General features: G+C 42.5%; 8 protein-coding genes. 3 read left to right on the top strand and 5 right to left on the bottom strand.

Annotated elements, in window-relative coordinates:
* Positions 1–10: 10 nt before the first annotated feature.
* The gene (locus ABRS97_RS02575; protein WP_367811324.1) at positions 11–8896 is read right to left on the bottom strand and encodes an amino acid adenylation domain-containing protein; all 8886 of its coding nucleotides are present in this window, start codon (positions 8894–8896) and stop codon (positions 11–13) included.
* A 167-nt stretch (positions 8897–9063) separates the two neighbouring features.
* Positions 9064–9750: a thioesterase II family protein gene (locus ABRS97_RS02580; RefSeq protein ID WP_367811325.1), complete on the bottom strand. Its 687-nt coding sequence runs from the start codon at positions 9748–9750 to the stop codon at positions 9064–9066.
* 239 nt (positions 9751–9989) lie between these two features.
* Here ABRS97_RS02580 and ABRS97_RS02585 point away from each other — a divergent pair, with 239 nt between their 5' ends.
* Genes ABRS97_RS02585 through ABRS97_RS02595 form a run of 3 tightly spaced genes read left to right on the top strand, consistent with a single transcriptional unit; the run spans position 9990 to position 12978 of the window.
* Complete coding sequence (locus tag ABRS97_RS02585; protein ID WP_367811326.1) at positions 9990–10505, top strand: hypothetical protein; 516 nt, start codon at positions 9990–9992, stop codon at positions 10503–10505.
* Positions 10502–11749 carry an MFS transporter gene (locus ABRS97_RS02590; RefSeq protein WP_367811327.1) on the top strand — a complete coding sequence of 416 codons (1248 nt, stop codon included), beginning with the start codon at positions 10502–10504 and terminating at the stop codon, positions 11747–11749. The genes ABRS97_RS02585 and ABRS97_RS02590 overlap by 4 nt, the downstream gene beginning before the upstream one ends.
* Positions 11750–11775: 26 nt before the next feature.
* On the top strand, positions 11776–12978 hold the full coding sequence (locus ABRS97_RS02595; RefSeq protein ID WP_367811328.1) for a macrolide family glycosyltransferase: 1203 nt from the start codon (positions 11776–11778) through the stop codon (positions 12976–12978).
* A 99-nt stretch (positions 12979–13077) separates the two neighbouring features.
* On the opposite strand, the gene ABRS97_RS02600 is transcribed toward ABRS97_RS02595, so the two are convergent.
* The 3 genes from ABRS97_RS02600 to ABRS97_RS02610 form a co-directional block, all read right to left on the bottom strand.
* On the bottom strand, positions 13078–15243 hold the full coding sequence (locus ABRS97_RS02600) for a hypothetical protein (RefSeq protein ID WP_367811329.1): 2166 nt from the start codon (positions 15241–15243) through the stop codon (positions 13078–13080).
* Positions 15244–15394: 151 nt separating this feature from the next.
* A complete protein-coding gene (locus tag ABRS97_RS02605; protein ID WP_367811330.1) occupies positions 15395–16873 on the bottom strand; it encodes an ABC transporter substrate-binding protein in 1479 nt (492 codons plus the stop codon).
* Complete coding sequence (locus ABRS97_RS02610) at positions 16870–17802, bottom strand: ABC transporter ATP-binding protein (protein WP_367811331.1); 933 nt, start codon at positions 17800–17802, stop codon at positions 16870–16872. The genes ABRS97_RS02605 and ABRS97_RS02610 overlap by 4 nt, the downstream gene beginning before the upstream one ends.
* Between the last annotated feature and the right edge of the window lies 1 nt (position 17803).

Raw genomic sequence — 17803 nt, forward strand, 5'->3', positions numbered from 1 at the left:
TTCGTCCTTCCTATGAACCAATTTCGCCGAAAACAGCTTCAAGCGTATCAAAATCAATCCCATCCGAAGAGCAGTCGCTAGGGGTTAATTCGGATGTTTCTCGTTCAATGCAATGTTGGATAATCTCCATAAGCTTGTTTCGGAACAGCTCTGCTAAATCCCTCACCGTATTTTCGCTGTATTGAAGGGAATTATAGTAAATATCAATCTCTAGTCTCCCTCGTATAACCATTCCTTCGATTACAAAGGAATATCCCATCGGGAAATCGGGGTGAATTTCTTCTCCTCTCTGCAAATCACTAATATCAAACAACTCGCTTCCAAGTCCGTCAAACTGGCCAAGATAGTTAAAACAAATCTCAGGTTTATTTATCCGATTGCGTCCAATATGAAGATCAGGATTGCCTGATTGTGAAAGCAACCCGAAACCAATTCCCTTGTGGGGAATGGATCGAACACTTTCTTTAACCAACTTAATCGATTGTCCGATATCGTTTATTGCTGGAATACTTAACAGTATTGGATAAACGCTGGTGAACCAGCCTATCGTTCTTGACACATCAGCATCAACAACAGATTCCCTTCCATGACTCTCCAGATCAATTCGAATATCTTCGATACTCGCCCATTCCCGAATGGAGGTTGCCAACGCTGAAAGCAATATTTCATTGATTTCCGTGTTGTAAGCACGATTGGTTTCTCTTAACAGGGAAGAAGTGACTTCTTTGCTATAAGAAATATTCATCTTTCGATAGCATTGGCGAGTCGCTTGCACGGATGATTCATCATTCTTCGGCAGCGCCATAAAGCTCCCGTTTTCAATTTTGTTCCAGTATTCAAACTCATTCCTTACTTCCTTACTGTTCGAGTAGGCTTCAAGCTTCTCTGCCCATCTTTGAAAGGAAGCTGTCTTTTCAAAAGAAAGGTGAGCGCTGTTATTTGCAAGCAACTGTTCGTAGCCTGCCACAAAATCTTGAAGCAATATCCGCCATGAAACACCGTCTATAATAAGATGATGAATAACAATAAGGAGATAATCGCCGTAAGATGACTGAAACAATCCTAATTGGATTAAGGGACCATCCATCGGATTCATGCTGCTTTGAAGAACTCCGCCTTTCAATTGGATGAAATTTGTAAGTAAGGTCGGATCATCGATGGTGAATATATGGAAATCAAATGTTTGGGCATCTGCACTCAGAATGTTTGCTGTGTATGCGTCTTGATCATCCGCTCGACTAAATACAGTCCTTAAATTTTCATGATGTCTGCATAATTCAGAAAATATACGTGTAACCAAATCTGGATTGAAACCCTTCTTGCTGTGTAAAAGAGTAGATTGGTTGAAATAATTCCGTATTTCATCCGGAAATTCAAACAACCATCGTTGAATTGGAGTTAATCTCACCTGACCCGAAGCATCCATTTGCTCTGGGCGAATATTGATTTTTTTTATGACCTTACCAAGTTCAGCTATAGTCGGATGTTCAAGAATATCCTTCACACTTGCCCGGAGTCCCATATGTTGCAAACGAGAAGACAGTTGGATAGCTTTGATCGAATCTCCGCCGATATGATAGAAACGGTCATGTATACAAATGTCATTTAGGAAAAGTGTTCCTCGCCATACATCCAGCAGCGTCTCTTCAACTTCATTTCTTGGTTTGACAATTACTCTGGAAATTGAGCTGCGTTCGTTGGATCTTGAGGTCGATAATGCCACCATATTTACTTTTCCATTTTCAGTAAGCGGAAGTGCATCCATTTCGATCATCTGTGAAGGCACCATATAGTCTGGCAAACAGTTGGCCAGATATATTCTAACCTCGTCAATGGATCCCAAACCGTTGAAAAAGACAACATATGCGCATAAGTACACGCTTCCTCCACTGTCTTCAATCGCAGCTACGACAGCTTCCTTAATGGATTCGTGTTGGAGAAGATGATACTCGATTTCCCCAATCTCTACTCGATTTCCCCTAATTTTGACCTGACGGTCTTTGCGTCCAATAAAACGAATGTTTCCATCAGGGAGCCACTTGACTAGATCGCCAGTACGATAAATTCTTTCTCCAGGATGAACGAGCCCGTCTATAAATTTCTCATTTGTCATCGTTTCGTTATGGAGATAACCTCTAGCCAATCCGACACCTGCTATGCACAACTCGCCCTCCAAGCCAACAGGCTGAAGCTGATCGTTTGAATTTAGGATGTAGACCTTCGTATTTAGAATCGGACTTCCAATCGGCAGATGCTCTGACGATGCATGCAAGAAGCAACTTGTCGTAACGACAGTATTTTCAGTTGGACCATAATTATTGGCGATCGCATATTTCTGGAGTTGATAAGACTTAAGCTTGTCACCTCCAGTCAGCAGCAGACGTAAAGATTCATTGTTCAACTGAATGAATTGTTCGCAAAGTTGAGTCGGTAAAAAAGAAACTGTAATACCCTGGTTATTAAAATATTGATTTAACAAATTCATATCTTTCCGCGTGAACTCGTCGATAATATGTAGACAAGCACCACTGATAAGTGTCGGAAATACCTCCCAGACTGACGCGTCAAACCCAAAACTTGCCAATTTTGTTGTCTGATCGAATGGCGTTAACTCATATTGATTCTTATGCCAAATACACAGGTTCATTAAGGATTTGTGCTCAATCATTACCCCCTTTGGCTTGCCCGAGGAACCGGAAGTATAAATGACATAAGCCAAATCTTCAGATTCTGCAGCTTTCCTTTGGACCGGTGGCACATGCTCCCCTGTTTGCAGGAGCTCATGAATATGAAGAACACTACCACTAAATTGAATGGATCCCATCGCCTCTGGCTCCGTCAACATAACCTTTGCTCGGCTATCCGTCAAAATATGTTGAATCCGCTCTTTAGGATAATGGGGATCTATCGGCAAGTAAGATGCCCCGCTTTTCAACACGCCTAACATGGCAACAATCATCTCTACCGAATGGTTCACCATTATTGCTATGATTTCTTCTCTTTTTACACCCGAATGGATGAAGAAAGATGCCAATTGATTGGACCGATCATTTAATTCAGCGTATGAAATCCGTTCTGCTCCGAATACAACGGCTGTTTTCTCGGGATTTTGCCGTACTTGCCATTCGAATGCGTCTATAACCGTTCCATCGGAGATCATCGTACGATCAGATCGATTGAATGTATGGAGAATAAGGTCTTTCTCTTCCTTATGAAGCATGTCTATATTCCTGATGAATACGTCCGGTTGCTGAACCATCGTTTCGAGGATACGCAAATAATGGTTACCCATCCGATTTATTGTATCTGCTTCAAAGAGGCTCTCTCTGTATTCCCATCGACAAACCAACTGATCGCCATGATCCTCTATCAGTAACGCCAGATCGAATTTGACTGATTTAGCATTTATCGCGTAAGGCTCAACTTGAATGTCGCCGATCTGACATGAAATATCCCTCCAGTCTTCCATCGAAAACAAAACATCGAAGAAGGGATTCCGACCGTTATCACGGCGGATGTCCAATTTATTCATTACTTCATCGAATGGCAATGCTTGATGTTCCAAGATGGAAACGATTTCACGCTTGATATCGGACAAAAAATGATTGACCGTTTTCGCACCTTCTGGTTTTCCATACACGGCAATTGTATTAACGAACATTCCGATTAGTTGTTGAATATCAGGATGAATGCGTCCCGAGGCAACCGCACCCAGAACTACATGATCCTGACCTGAATATTTCGATAACAAGACTTGAAATCCGGCCATTAAGTACATATACAACGTACAGCCACAAGCTTTGGCCGCTTGTTCGAGCTCGCTGCGCCGTTTGCTATCGAATTGTATGCGTATTTGACTCCCTTTAAAATCGATCATCGAAGGGCGTAGGTAATCGGTAGGGAGATTCAAAACAGGAACACCTTCGGCATATAATTCCATCCAAAACTTCTCATCTTGTTCATAAGCTCCCGTTGCTGCTTGGTTCTTCTGCCATAGCGCATAATCCTTGTATTGCAGGGGGAGATTGTTTACAGGCCGACCTTCATACAAGTCACCTATTTCTTTGAGAAATATTCCAAATGATAGAGCATCGAATACAATATGATGCACATCTATGAGAAAAACCCAGTTGGCCTCGTTCAGGCGGAGAAGTTTCACCCTCATCAGCGGACCTTCCTGTAGATGAAAAGGCCGAATAAATTCTTCAATGGCTCGATCGAGATCGGAGTCTCCCAGTTCTTCGAATTCCCATTCCGTATAAATGTCTTGATGAATGGTTTGAACAACTTCATCTTCTACAATAGAAAAGCTGCTGCGGAGAGATTCATGCCGCTCAATAAAAAGGAAAACGGCCTCTTTAAATTTGTCAAGGTTTAGATTACCGTATAATCTCAAAGCTGCTGGCGTGTTGTATTGTATTCCTTCCGGATCCCGCATACTGAGCGCAAACATCCTTTTCTGCTCGTTGGATACAGGAAAGAAGTTTGCTGAAGCTGCACGCGGTATAATTGGCATCACATAAGTATCAGAACCGGACGATTCCGGGTAGAGCTCACGTTCCTCAATGGGCCCCAGAGAAATAAACCTTTTTTGCACAGCGCGCTTAATCAAATCAGCCTGTTCAGAAACCGTTGGGCATTCGAAAATATCCTTAATATTGATATCAACAGAAAATTCTTTTTGAATTTTGTACAATAAAAGACTTGCTTTAAGAGAATGTCCACCCAAGTCGAAAAAATTCATCTTGGGACTCATCAAGTTCACACTCAACAATTCTTGCCAAATCAACATTAACCGAACTTCGACTTCACTGCTTGGCTTGTCCTCCTCAGGTGAGGCCTCGAACATGATTTCAGGATCTGGAAGTGCTCTTTTGTCAATTTTCCCGTTTGAGGTTAGCGGCATTTGGTTCAGAATGACAATATGCGATGGGATCATGTACACTGGCAATTTCATCGACAAATAAGATTTTATCCCTGAAATTTCCACATCCTTCTCAAGCACCACATAAGCGCACAAAAAGGGTTCTTCCAGCGCGTTCTTTCTAACGATGACAACGGCTTCCTTTACACCATTCTGCTCAAGCAGACAAGATTCGATTTCACCGGGTTCTATACGAAAGCCTCTAACCTTTACTTGATCGTCAATTCGACCTAGATATTCAACACTGCCATCGGGCAACCATCTTGCCATGTCACCGGTTCGGTACATTCTTTCTTCTGGTTTGATCGGATTTCGGACAAATTTCTCTTCTTTCCCCTCTGGATCATGCAAATATCCCCTTGCTATGCCTGCTCCAGCGACACACAGCTCGCCTGGAACTCCAATAGGCAGCAATTGTCCATGCCTGTCAAAAATCAAAATGTCCGTATTTGCGATTGGTTTGCCGATTGTTAATTTCTGCTCTGCATCGGTAATACGTAACGCCGAAGTAATGATGCTATTTTCAGTCGGGCCGTACTCATTCATAATTTGGGCAATTGGAAACTTCTCTTGACTTTTCCTCACCATAGACTGATTAATTTTCTCACCACCTACAGTTACGACCCGTAATTGATGAGTATAACCGGGCGGCAAACACTCCAATATTGCACTATACATGCTTGGTGTCGTAACCAAATACGCGATTTGATGGACCAACACTTGCTGGGCAACTGCTCCAGGATCAGTGGAGTATATATCCGACAACATACATAAGGTAGCTCCAGACAATAGAGGAGTTGCCATCCCAGCGATAAAGGCATCAAAAACAAACGGGTTAAGCGGAAGAATCTTATCGCCGGACTTCATTTCGTACACTTCTTTCCTCCACTGGAGCGTGTTCGAGATGCTTCTATGTTCAATGACCACCCCCTTAGGCTTACCTGTTGTACCTGAGGTATAGATCACATATGCCGCATCATAGGGTTGAGCTCTCATCGATGGATTAGCAACATTTTCCCCGGAGACCTCTATGTCTTCGAAACAAAGCAGCTCACCAGTAAAAGTAAATTGCTTCTCTAAGCTTTTATGTGTAAGCAGCAACGAAACTTGGCTATCATCCAACATGAACCTAATGCGATCGTTTGGATATTGAGGATCAATAGGCAGGAAAACACCACCTGCTTTCCACACACCCCATATCCCAATGATCATTTCCATCGAGCGGTTGGCAGCAATCCCTACAATTTGTTCCCGCTGGACATCTTTCATCGCTAAATAATGAGCTATTCGATTGGCTTTTTCATTAAGCTGTCGATATGTGCACTGCTCATTTTCAAATAAGACGGCAATCGCATTGGGAGTCTTGGCTGCCTGCTCCTCGAACAATTCTACAATCGTCTTGGCCAAGTTATACGGACTGCTCGTATCATTAAATTCAGCCATTATCTGCTTATGCTCAGACGAGGTTAATAGAGAGATCTGTGCCAAAGGCATAAACGGATTATTCATAGCATCCCGTGCAATTTGAATATAGTGTCCCGCTAATCTATCGATAGTTGCAGGATCAAATATTTGTTTATAATAATCAACGCTGCATAAAAAGTTATCCTTGGTCTCTCTGACTTCAAGTAACAAATCAGACATTCGAACGCTAAATACCGGAGCAAAATTTTCGTTTTCTATATCCGTATACATGAATACTGCGCTAAATAACGGGTGCCTACTTAAATTTTGATTGGAATTACCCAACCACTCGTTCACTGGATATCGATCAAATTCGAGAACCCGATGAGATGCAGCCTCCACTTCCCTCATGAAATCATAAAACGTTATATCGCCCACGGGATGGCTTCTGATAGCGATCGTATGATCAAATGGGCCGGCAATGCGACTAATATTGGGCTCATTCAGATTTTGAATGGTACCGACAATTACCTCTTCCTGATCAGCATATTTGGACAGTAATAGGTGAAAAAATGACATTACTAGTGTTTTCGGCTCTGCGCCCAAGCTCCGTGCAACCTCTTTTACCTGTTGCGATAGGCTGCTATCCAGAATAAATGATTGCCTGCCTCTCGCAAACGTATGGATCGGGGGTCTGGCATAATCGGCAAGAAGCTCCAATAAAGGGATTTCTCCAGACCATTCATCTACAAAGTGCCGGGTTCCTTTTTCTACAACTTCCGGATCCAAAAGTAAATCATATTGGTTAAGAGGGACTTGATATGAGATTTGTATAGAGGGCCGATCCATTCCTTGGAGCAGTCGCGTGTATGCTTCTGCCAGATGGTGCTTGGATCGCTTGCCGGATAACAAATAATAGGTTTCTAACAACAAGGATGCTGGTTCTGCTCGTTGTTTGATCAGAGTAACCCGCAGCATTGCGTCCATGTCGTCATGAAGATGAGTAAATAAATGAGAATTGCAATGATCCATATATACATTCAATACGATATCAGGCTTGAACGATGATTCATTATGGCAGAGGTCATTGTCTGCTACATATATAGTTTTGCCTAACAAAAGTGGAAAAAGTGAATATATATGATCGAATTCCCTTACTTGAACCTGAAGTTCATCCCTGCTAAGAAAAGGAACTTGTTCTTTCATCGACTTGACATCATGCATCGTCTCTTCGGCAGAAATAGAAATCTTAACTGGTTTGCCTGAAACGTCTTTCCTAAGCACCCAACCCTGTTGGCGATACGGGAAAGGTGAAGGGTAGAAATCTCTCTCCTCTAGAAGGAAGGATTTAACGTGCTGGCGTTTGGACTTATGTTTTTCCGTTCTCCCATTCGAGACGTGTTTATTAATTTCTAGAATAGTATCATAACGATACGTGGTTAATTCATTTTCAATTGTATGAATTTTCTTGGAAACTTGAATGCTCTGAATGCAGTTGAAATCAGCAGCCAGATCACTCCAATACCGCTCAGAGAGAAATAATTCGTTAGACCAGTCTGTTTTCGTTCTATGTTGAACGTTTATTTGTTTATATTCATTAAGGGACGACAACATATCTTGTTTAAGGTCTTGGTTTAAAATATCGCCTATGAAAATAATTCCAGTGCCATTCATGATTTCAATAGCTTTTGCTAAAACTTGTCTTAAGTAATTATGGCTTGGAAAATATTGTACTACGCTGTTTAGAATCACAAGATCATAATTTTTATCATCTAACGAGTCGATTCGGTGAGCTGGAATATGGCTCAAATTAACATTACCAATGCTTGTTTCGGCCAGTTTTTTTCTGTTTTTCTCTATCATAGCAGCTGACACATCGGTACCATGATATAATCCTACTGATTCCGCAACATGAAACATGGTAAGCCCTGTTGCACACCCGATTTCCAGAACTTTGGCCTGATCGTTTAAGTAAGGCTTTATTTTTTGATAGATATTATCTGCAAATTCATTTATCTCTTGTTTGCTTAGAGTTTCTCCGGTATAACTGTTCGTCCATCCAGCATTTTCATCACTGGCTTGTTCAGCAAGATACTCCCATACCGCATTAACTTCCAAGTCCTGATAGGATGCTTCTTCATCATGAATAAGATCAGTGTCTATGCATAGGTAAGCACTAAGAGTAGGGCATGCCCATTGCAGACGGTTGAGCGTATTCACATATTTGTGACTAGTAAGCATATGTTCTATGTTTTCATCAAAAATCAGATTTTCTAGATCTGCTTCATGGATAGATGGATCAATGAGCATGTAAGAATGGCCTGATTTTAAAACGCCCAAAATGGCAGCAGCCTTCATGATGCTTTCTTCTGCTAGAATCCCAACGGCGTAGTCAGGTACAAGAGACTGGCTAAGCAAATACATTGCGATTTGATTTGCCTGGTCATTTAGCTGACGATAAGTGATCTTCACGCCATTACAACAAATAGCTATTGCATCCGGTTGCTGATCCACCTTATCTTCGAACATTTTGTAAAGCTTCGGTTGGCCGATAGTCTCTACTGACACTATATAATTCCTCCTCGTAAATGGAATCCTATTATCAAAGAATTAATGTTTTGCAAACCCTTACAATTGATCTTACATCCTCATGGCATTTTAATTTTTTTATAGATGTTCTCATGAGCTGTGGCCAAAAAAAAGCCATTCCCCTTATCGTAAATTTTCGCAATAGGTTATCTATTCATCGTTCGGAGCACATAGTTTACAACCTCATCTGTATAATCGTTTATAAAAAAGTGCCCCCCGGGAAACGGCACATATTCGCAACCTGAATCCGAAAAATGCTGCCACGGCTTCAGCGCCTCCGAATCTGTGCTATCATCTTCCTCGCCATACAAAATGCTTATTGGGCAATACAGATTCGAATTTTCTTTCTTAAAACGGTACGTTTCGCAGAGCTTGAAATCGGCTCTTAACACCGGAATAAACAGGCTTGCTAACACAGGGTTTTCCAAAGCTCTCCTTGTCTTCCCGCTATATTTACACACTTCCTCAATAAATTCTTGTTCGGGAAGCGAACTGATGGGTTTTGAAACTTTATCATTCGAAGGCGCTTTGCGGCCAGAAAAAAAAATATGTACGGGGCTGGGATAACCGGAATTCTGAATATATCTACATAGCTCGAACGCGATCAGACTGCCCATGCTATGACCGAAAATAGCGTATGGCTTGTCCAGATAATCTTTCATATAAGAGAACAGATTTTCGACGCAGTCACTCATGTTATCAATTAACGGGAAGCGTATTTTTGCACCTCTTCCTGATAATTCAATAGGATGAATCTCGATATGCTCAGGTAAGTATGACTTCCAACGGCTATAGATCTCCGATGACCCGCCCGCGTATGGAATACAAAACAATCTAGTTCTCTCCAAAATGTATCATTCCAAACTTTATTGTATTTTTATTTCATAGATGCATTGTAATCACGACTATTTTTGGATATTATGGTTTCTGAGGACACAATCGACCCATATTTTCCTTTCAATAACGGATATTACAATAAAAATCATCTAATATCAACAATATTTTGATACGAATAGTATCATAATATCATTAAGTGTATGTTTTGTCTTACAAAAATTGGGGAGTGATAACTTTGTCGAAACAAGTTCAAACAGAAGTGGAATTGCAACTCTTTAATCAAATTGTAGAGGAAACTTGGAGAGAAAAGGGATACGAAGTTGAATATGGATCTTTGGAATCAGACTGTTTTATCATTTATGACGCTGACATTCCTATAGGAACAATAGAATTTAAACCTGTTACCATGACTTCTGAAATTTTAAATTATTTCCCCTTCCTGTTGCCGCAGAATACCGTTGAACTGGATAAAGTGTCTATACTTAAAAATTATCGCTCTCAAGAAAATTTAATGAAACTCATGGATCTTCTAATTCGTTATTCACAAACCAATCATGTGGAAAAATATATTGGGTTAACTGAACCCTCTTTCTTTCATTTTTTAAAGAATCATATGAAATTCCCTATCGTCGCTACCTCCAAGCCATTCATGTATAAAGGCGATCACGTCATCCCAGCTATTTCTTCTATTCATATGATTCCAAAAGCAGGAATTCAAATGTTAAGCGCATCGGGAAGTTGGGAATTATGACTGATTCAACCAATCCAATACGTTCTTTATTGAGTAACAGATTCGTTCAAATCATCATTGCCTCTAATGTACTTATTCAACTTGGCATTTGGATAAGAAACTTTGCCGTGCTGCTGTTCGTCATGGAGAAAACCAATGGAAACCCCATAGCCGTATCCCTAATCTCAGTGGCTGAGTTTGCCCCTATCTTTGCGTTTTCCATCTTAGCAGGAACTTTTTCTGATCGTTGGGAACCTAAACGTACGCTGATAGGGTCAGATTTTCTAAGTGCACTATCTATATTTGCAGTGCTGATATCTATGTTATTCGGTTCATGGAAAACCATATTCATTGTGACCCTTATGTCATCTATATTATCCCAATTTTCGGCACCCGCTGGAATGAAGCTGTTTAAAACACATGTTTCGGAGCAATTGCTCCAATCGGGAATGTCCCTGTATCAATCCATTAATGCCATGTTTGTCGTATTTGGTCCTATATTAGGCACATTCATCTACCAACAATTTGGCATTTATGTAGCAGTTGGCATCATTTGCTTTACATTTTTGCTGTCAGCGGGAATACTCACTTTGTTGCCAGTAAAACGAGAATTTGTTGAAGAGAAAGCTTTAACCACTGTATGGAAAGATATGAAACAAGGTATACAATATGTAATTTCTAATAAAACACTAAGAACGATTGGCGGATGCTTTATGGTGACTGGCCTCGCTCTGGGTCTCATCCAACCTTTACTTATATTTCTCGTAACCGACCGTCTTCAGCTGCCTAAAGAGTATTTGAAATGGCTAATGACTGCTGATGGTGTAGCTATGATCATTGGTACGGTACTTGCAATGGGGTTGTCCAGAAAGGTTTCCCCTCAACAGCAGCTGCTTGTCGGCATGATTTGTATCTCGGTTGCCTTACTTGGCTTTGGCATCTCCACACAGTTATGGTTAACTTTACTTTTTCAAGTCATCTGCGGGCTAGTCCTCCCCTGTATCCAAATATCAATAAATACGATGACTCTTCAAAATACCGAAGAAACCTACATCGGCAGGGTTAATGGGCTACTTACTTCGATGTATATGGGCTCTATGATGATTACAATGAGTGTATCCGGATGGTTCATGCATGTATTTTCTTTAGTCATCATCTTTTCGTTGTCTGCTCTTTTTTGCATAATTGGCGCTACCGTAGTTGTACCCTTACTACGAAAACCGAGTAATCATGGAATTAACCAACCCACCTCATCCACTCCTTAAAAATAACACTTGGAGGAAGCAGCATAATGGGAAGAGCTCTATTTATCAGCGCACCAGCGGAGGGACACATTAATCCAACCCTTGGTATTGTTCGTGAACTCATCAATCGCGGCGAAGAAGTCATTTATTTTACTTCGGATAATTATAAAGAGAAAGTGGAACAAACCGGAGCCAGGGTGTACACCTACCACAATTTTCTAGAAAGTTTTCTAAACCAACAGGCAACTCATTTCTACGAGAGAGTGGAGCTTATTCTCAATTCAGGAAGGCTTTTACTCCCCCTGGTATTGGACAAGCTGCAGGGAATCCAATTCGATTATATCATTCATGATTCTATGTTCGGGTGTGGACGACTACTCGCTAAAGCGATGAGATTGCCTTCAATTAATTCATGCACCACATTTGCCTTAACCAAGACGCAATATCTTCATTTAGAAAAGGGATTTCTGCATAATGCCGATGAAAAGGCGGGAACCCTAATCTACGCAAGATGTCTTCAATTAATGAAAGAAATTGAACGGAGATACGGAATCCGGATTCAGTCTAATTACGAAATCTTTTTTAATCCCGCGGCCCTGACGATCGTGTATACAAGCAAACAATTCCAGCCCTACGGGGATCACTTTGACAATTCTTATAAATTCATTGGCCCTTCTCTCTTCCATAGAAGCGATAAAAACGAATTCGACTTAGAATCGGTACGCAATAGCAAAGTAATCTATATCTCAATGGGAACTATCTACAACAATTTGCCTGAATTTTACAAATTATGTATTCATGCCTTAAAAGACATAAATGCGCGGATCATTATTTCTGTAGGTTCGCAAATCGATTTAGAAGAATTCAGTGAGATCCCTCCAAATGTTAGTTTAGAAAAAAAAGTAGCTCAGCTTGAAATATTAAAATATACAAACGTATTCATCACTCATGGAGGTATGAATAGCGTGCAAGAGGCCTTAGTCAACGGTGTGCCTTTACTCATGATTCCCCAGGGCGCTGACCAACCTATTGTTTCTAAAAGAGTTGTAGAATTCGGTGCTGGCATCTGTTTTGAGAAAGACACTATAACATCTGACTTGTTACGAAGTGCTGTAGAGAAATTGCTAAATGATCAGTCTTATTCCACGAATAGTAGAAACCTTGGAGATTCCATGACTCAAACCGGAGGGTACCTAAAAGCTGTCGATGAAATTATGACATATACGCAATCTCTCGTTTCTCATAAGTAAGTGATTACTGTCATCTTCTGCCTCACACAGTTATCCTTCAAGCCTAATAAGCGAAGGCCCCAGGCCTCCGCTTATTAGTATTAAATAAAAGATTATCAATCAGTCCGTTGTAACAAACCAGTCTATCTTCTGAGACGCAAGCAGCTTTCGTTGACCTTGAAACTCATCATAAATGCTCAGCGTGTATTGTTTGAGGAATTGCGTTTTGAAAATGAGACCCTCATCGGTCAGCGATATTTTGAAATTCTCTCGCTTCCCGAGACGTATCTTCGTATCTTCATCCGCTGTGGATTCTCCGTTGATCGCGTCAAAATCTTTAAAATCAAATTTCTTCTCAAACCGCTTAATACCGCCCCCATCCTCAAACACAAGCAGCAGGTTATGCCCTTCGGTGTTGATTTCCGTGAGCTTTTCCTTCGTTAGTTCATAATTGAATTTCAAAGTGAACGTGCTGTTTTCGACCGAGGTCACGATCTTATTCATACTGATCGTATACGGAAACAACTCGATATTCGTCAGCTTTGGCTTCACGTCTTTCTTCTCTTCCGGCAGCCAAAAGGAAACCGGGTTTACATAGGAGTCTGCTACCGCTTTGTCGCCTTCGGAGAGCTTGCCTTCGGTCACCGCTTCGCCTAGCAATAGACTCAAGTTCGCCGTTGAATATCCTTTCGGCACGGAAGCCCAAATATTCAACAGCCCTTTGCCTGAAGGACTAATTTTATTTTTCACTTCGGCAACCGTCGCAGGGAAAACCGTTCCATCCGACGAGCGGAAATTGGCAACTAATTTGCTCACGTTCGTGAACCTTTTCTCCAAGTTCGTTGCTTCAACCATCGCTGAATACATGATGTTTGTTTTATCCTCGTAAGTGGAAACGTTGCGTACGACGAATTTCGCTTTGCGCCCTACATCATTCGATGTGTAGGCTTGACCCATGCCAATGTACGGAATGGCTTGAAGCTCGGCTTGCGTAGAAAATTCAAGTACATCTGCTGCTGTGGCACTGCTTGATTCGGTTCCTGTAGACGTTGATGTTGATGTTGTTTCTTCATCCTTCTCTTGCAGCACAAGCTTAATTTGAGAGAACTCATACGTATAGGGCACTTTACCTGCAAGCTGGAGATTAACGCTGGAACCAGCGCCAAGCCCAATAACTTTAGACGTCTGAACCAGCTTGGCATCGATTTTCACCGCATCATCAAGAAGGAAGTAGCCTGATAACTTCGGGATCGGAAGCGACTCGTCGCCTTTGTTGCTCAGCGTTAAATCGGCCGATAAGATATCCTGATCTTCCCAAGGAAGCCGGTGCAGACCATTCAATTGCGTCGTGTACACGCCAGATTTGCTCGTGAACGAGTATTCCTTCCCTACCGAGCCGCCATCTCCCTGGCTTACGGCTGGTAATTGAAAGGCGGCAACAGAAACGTTCCGCTTAAGATCTGCGATCGTTTCCGCCACTGTCAACTGCCAGCTATCGGCTTCTACGGCGACCGGGATGGAACCGGAAAGCTGAATTTCTTTACTCTCCATAGGATTAATCTTCAAATCTTTGATCCCTTTAACTTCAAGCGGATAAAGCAATCCTTCCGTCGTACGGATAGAGAACAGATAGGAAGGAATCGTTACCGCTTGACTCCCTACGTTTTCCAGTGTCAAATAAACCGTTGGCACATGATATTTCTCATTCTTATTGCTCACAAATTTCTTAATATTGGCTTTCACGTCAGTCCCGCCTATAGAAAGCAGCGCTGCGCTGTCAGCAGGCGTTACATCCGTGTAGGAATCCGGAACAGCTACTTCGCCCAACACGCGTTCAAAATTAGGCTGGCTAAAGTCCCATTTAATGAATTGGACAACGAGATCTTGCAGGTTCGTCGTGCTGTTGACGGTTGCATAAAAAGTCAAATCTGTGGTCGAATCCGGAGCAACCCGGTTTTTATCCTTATCCGCAGGGAGCAGACGCGCTGAAAATTGATTGCCTGACTTACTTTTCAATCTCACCCAATAGTCAATAAATTGGAGCTCATTGCTGCCTTCATTATGGATTGTGACGGTAAACGTCGCGAGCTTTCCGCTTTGATCAGGCAGTACATGAATCTGTTTCAGTTCAAAATAGCTGCTTCCAGTAATGTCAACTTTACCCACCGAGGCAGCGACTGCCGTTGAACTGCCATCCGCCCATACTGGCGACGACACCGCACCAAGCGCAAGCGTTGCAGATAAAGCAATTGCAGCTAACCGTGTTTTTCGGAACTTGATGTTCATTTCGCTTGATGACCCTCCTTAGAGTTTTCGTAAGAAAACTTTCTTCGTAAGCGATACTGAGTTTTGCTTTAGCAAAACTTTCTACATAAGCGACAGCTGAGTCCTGCCTAAGCAAAACCCAGCCACGCGTGAAACCATTTCCTGACTTTACTTATCCAGCCACTCCGCTCATCAACGGCACAGCCTGTTGAATCGGCTGGTTCGGATTTTCCTTCATTTGCTTCAGCATGGCATCTCCTTGCGTTTGCCATTCCTTAAGCGCTTCTCTTGCTGTCTTCTTGCCCTTCATGACAAGATCGAATTGTTGGCGTCCAATGTCTTGAACCTGGTAAATCTGCGGCTTTTCCCGGTAAATCTTGTTATTGTTTTCCATCGGTGCCGGCGTCACGTTATAGAAGGCTTCCATATGGAACTCTTGACCGTCCTTCGGCTTCAAATACTTGGAACGCGAAACCAGATTATAAGAACTATGGGACTTCAATTTTGCCCAGTCATCGCCATTAATAAATTGGATAAATTTCCAAGCATCAGGCAAATTCTGCGCCTTCACGTTGATCCCCATAATCCCGTTCATAAAAATAGAGCCACCGACGCCCTTTGCTTCAGGATGAGAGGGCATTGACACAACATCCCATTCAACAGGTGTGTAGCCTTTAAAACTGGCCGCATTTTTATTGGCATTGGTTAACTGCTGAATTTGACCGTAATTAATGATGCTCATCCCCAAACGACTTGACATAAAATCATCGTAAGCAAACGGATTCTGTTGATCGAATTGGCGATTCATCGGCTTCTGAGGATCAAATAGGTCTGGGAATACATTCTGCTTCTGCAGCTCAGCCATTTTCGTCCATATTTTCTCCCATTGGTCTGTATCGACCGTCATTTTCTCGCCGGCGTCATCGAACATTTTCAATTGTAGCGGAGCCGTATAAGTTTGCATCCCATAAAAGAGATCGCCTTGCGCCTGTGTGGAGAAGGAAAAGCCGCTTACTTTATTCTCGCCTTCCCCTTTCGTAACACGTTTGGCCAGATCAAATACTTCATCCCATGACATACCGTCCTTAGGAAGATCGGCTCCGGCATCGGCAAAAATTTTCTTATTGTAGATCAGCGCGGACGAGCTGAATGTTGGAGCCAGGGCATACAGTTTACCGCCCCCGGCATTTTTAATGCCATCAATGACAGCAGGAACCATACCAGCCGTATCGAATTTATCCTTCGTAATTAACGGGTCAAGCTGCGTAAGCAGATTGGCTTCAATCATTTCAGGCAGCTGCTCAAATCCGAGCATAACCAAATCCGGCGGGTTGTCACCCTGCATAACTTCCTTCAATTTTTCAAGCGGGTCCGGCATCTTCTCGCCTGGCTGAGTACCGCCATACCGATATTTATCATCCATGGTCGGAATGATTTCTATCTTGATGTTCGGGTTGGCGAATTCAAATATTTCCGTAAATTGTTGACGGAAATATTCGTCATTGTCGCCAAAACCCATCGTCGTTGCGATTTTGAGCACGCGCTCTTTTTTATCGTCGGCCTTCTCCCCTTTGCTGCATGCAACAGCGAGTGGTGCGACCATGGCCAAGGTAAGAGAAACTGTAAGAATTTTACGATTCAATGATTTCATTTGGCTTTTCCTCCAACAATTTGAGATTGTAGTCCACTGTCTTCGTTTTTATCTAATGTTTTAGGCGCTTTAATCATAATCTTCTCGCCATCAAACTCCATACTTGCTTTTCCATTAATTTGCAAAGCGGCCAAATACTCTTTAGGCACCTGAAGCCGACCGACGCGATCTAGCACCACAAATTCCTCATGCGCATGAGTGGTTAAGCCCGTATGTGCAGAGCCCATTCCATCCCAAGAAGCGATTAATGGATTGCGGGCAATAAACTCGGAACTGGTCATACCGTCGCGGATGGCCACAACGCGTCCTACTTTGCCGGCAATCGACAAATCATGCGTGACAATGACAATGGTGACGCCAAGTTCCTTATTCAACCGTTGGAAAATAGAAAGAATGAGATCCGCCGTCTTCGTATCGACCGAACCCGTCGGCTCATCGGCTAGCAGCAGGCGCGGTCGGTTTGAGAGCGATATGGCAATCGCCACCCGCTGCTGCTCACCGCCAGAAAGTTCTTGGAGCTTGTTGTTCATCCGGTGGCCGAGCCCGACCCATTCGAGCAGCTGTTTCGCGTATGGACGATCGTACTTGCCGCTTAGCATCATTGGCATTTCCACATTTTCAAGCGCGGTCAAGTAAGAGACCAGGTTGCGCGCGTTATTTTGCCATATAAAGCCTACCGTATTACGCTTGTATTCTACGAGCTGCTTATCGGTAATTTTGAGCAAATCCCAATCGCCGACCCTGACTTGACCCGCTGATGGACGATCCAGTCCGCCTAAAATATTAAGCAGAGTGGACTTCCCGCTGCCGCTGTTTCCGATGATCGCCATTAACTCGCCAGAATCGATGTGAATATTAAGCCCTTGCAGAGCTACGACTTCGATATCGTCGGTTTTGTAGATTTTCACTAAGCCATCGCATGTGATCATG

It is taken from the genome of Paenibacillus tabacirhizosphaerae (assembly GCF_040812395.1).
Taxonomy (GTDB): Bacteria; Bacillota; Bacilli; order Paenibacillales; family NBRC-103111; genus Paenibacillus_E.

Excerpts from the sequence above, each read along its gene's own strand:
- ABRS97_RS02610 (WP_367811331.1), bottom strand. The coding sequence starts at position 17,802 with ATGATCACATGCGATGGCTTAGTGAAAATCTACAAAACCGACGATATC.
- ABRS97_RS02600 (WP_367811329.1), bottom strand. The coding sequence starts at position 15,243 with ATGAACATCAAGTTCCGAAAAACACGGTTAGCTGCAATTGCTTTATCT.
- ABRS97_RS02605 (WP_367811330.1), bottom strand. The coding sequence starts at position 16,873 with ATGAAATCATTGAATCGTAAAATTCTTACAGTTTCTCTTACCTTGGCC.
- ABRS97_RS02595 (WP_367811328.1), top strand. The coding sequence starts at position 11,776 with ATGGGAAGAGCTCTATTTATCAGCGCACCAGCGGAGGGACACATTAAT.
- ABRS97_RS02590 (WP_367811327.1), top strand. The coding sequence starts at position 10,502 with ATGACTGATTCAACCAATCCAATACGTTCTTTATTGAGTAACAGATTC.